Source organism: Streptomyces sp. NPDC015171, assembly GCF_043079545.1.
GTDB lineage: Bacteria > Actinomycetota > Actinomycetes > Streptomycetales > Streptomycetaceae > Streptomyces.
In genome coordinates this window covers 1-2,426 of sequence record NZ_JBIBUO010000053.1, presented here as the reverse complement: position 1 = coordinate 2,426, position 2,426 = coordinate 1, and the positions used below count along the sequence as shown (strand labels likewise).

The 2,426-nt window shown below is 56.1% G+C and carries 1 rRNA gene; it reads right to left on the bottom strand.

The annotated features are described in order from the left end of the window. Positions 1 to 2,426, bottom strand: a 23S ribosomal RNA gene (locus tag ACF073_RS41445); the annotation flags it as partial.

The following is a 2,426-nucleotide window of genomic DNA, read 5'->3' as shown; positions in this document are numbered from 1 at the left end:
GGCTTCCATATCTGGCCTATCAACCCAGTCGTCTACTGGGAGCCTTACCCTCTCAAGGAGGTGGGAATACTCATCTCGAAGCAGGCTTCCCGCTTAGATGCTTTCAGCGGTTATCCCTCCCGAACGTAGCCAACCAGCCATGCCCTTGGCAGGACAACTGGCACACCAGAGGTTCGTCCGTCCCGGTCCTCTCGTACTAGGGACAGCCCTTCTCAATATTCCTACGCGCACAGCGGATAGGGACCGAACTGTCTCACGACGTTCTAAACCCAGCTCGCGTACCGCTTTAATGGGCGAACAGCCCAACCCTTGGGACCGACTCCAGCCCCAGGATGCGACGAGCCGACATCGAGGTGCCAAACCATCCCGTCGATATGGACTCTTGGGGAAGATCAGCCTGTTATCCCCGGGGTACCTTTTATCCGTTGAGCGACGGCGCTTCCACAAGCCACCGCCGGATCACTAGTCCCGACTTTCGTCCCTGCTCGACCCGTCGGTCTCACAGTCAAGCTCCCTTGTGCACTTACACTCAACACCTGATTGCCAACCAGGCTGAGGGAACCTTTGGGCGCCTCCGTTACTCTTTAGGAGGCAACCGCCCCAGTTAAACTACCCATCAGACACTGTCCCTGATCCGGATCACGGACCCAGGTTAGACATCCAGCACGACCAGACTGGTATTTCAACGACGACTCCACAAACACTGGCGTGCCTGCTTCAAAGTCTCCCAGCTATCCTACACAAGCCGAACCGAACACCAATATCAAACTGTAGTAAAGGTCCCGGGGTCTTTCCGTCCTGCTGCGCGAAACGAGCATCTTTACTCGTAGTGCAATTTCACCGGGCCTATGGTTGAGACAGTCGAGAAGTCGTTACGCCATTCGTGCAGGTCGGAACTTACCCGACAAGGAATTTCGCTACCTTAGGATGGTTATAGTTACCACCGCCGTTTACTGGCGCTTAAGTTCTCAGCTTCGCCCTGACGAATCAGAGCTAACCGGTCCCCTTAACGTTCCAGCACCGGGCAGGCGTCAGTCCGTATACATCGCCTTACGGCTTCGCACGGACCTGTGTTTTTAGTAAACAGTCGCTTCTCGCTGGTCTCTGCGGCCACACCCAGCTCACCGAGTAAATCGGATCACCAAGCATGGCCCCCCTTCTCCCGAAGTTACGGGGGCATTTTGCCGAGTTCCTTAACCATAGTTCACCCGAACGCCTCGGTATTCTCTACCTGACCACCTGAGTCGGTTTAGGGTACGGGCCGCCATGAAACTCGCTAGAGGCTTTTCTCGACAGCATAGGATCATCCACTTCACCACAATCGGCTCGGCATCAGGTCTCAGACTATGTGCTGTCCGGATTTACCTGGACAACGTCCTACACCCTTACCCCGGGACAACCACCGCCCGGGATGGACTACCTTCCTGCGTCACCCCATCACTCACCTACTAACCGCTTGGTTCGGCGGCTCCACCACTTTCCTTTCCCCGAAGGGTCCGGAACGGCTTCACGGCCTTAGCATCACGATGCTCGATGTTTGACGCTTCACAGCGGGTACCGGAATATCAACCGGTTATCCATCGACTACGCCTGTCGGCCTCGCCTTAGGTCCCGACTTACCCTGGGCAGATCAGCTTGACCCAGGAACCCTTAGTCAATCGGCGCAAACGTTTCTCACGTTTGTATCGCTACTCATGCCTGCATTCTCACTCGTCAACCGTCCACAACTACCTTCCGGTGCTGCTTCACCCGGCAGACGACGCTCCCCTACCCATCACAGCGCCCGTTGGGGCTACATGCTGCAATGACACGACTTCGGCGGTACGCTTGAGCCCCGCTACATTGTCGGCGCGGAATCACTAGACCAGTGAGCTATTACGCACTCTTTCAAGGGTGGCTGCTTCTAAGCCAACCTCCTGGTTGTCTGTGCGACTCCACATCCTTTCCCACTTAGCGTACGCTTAGGGGCCTTAGTCGATGCTCTGGGCTGTTTCCCTCTCGACCATGGAGCTTATCCCCCACAGTCTCACTGCCGCGCTCTCACTTACCGGCATTCGGAGTTTGGCTAAGGTCAGTAACCCGGTAGGGCCCATCGCCTATCCAGTGCTCTACCTCCGGCAAGAAACACACGACGCTGCACCTAAATGCATTTCGGGGAGAACCAGCTATCACGGAGTTTGATTGGCCTTTCACCCCTAACCACAGGTCATCCCCCAGGTTTTCAACCCTGGTGGGTTCGGTCCTCCACGAAGTCTTACCTCCGCTTCAACCTGCCCATGGCTAGATCACTCCGCTTCGGGTCTTGAGCGTGCTACTAAAATCGCCCTATTCGGACTCGCTTTCGCTACGGCTTCCCCACACGGGTTAACCTCGCAACACACCGCAAACTCGCAGGCTCATTCTTCAAAAGGCACGCAGTCACGAGA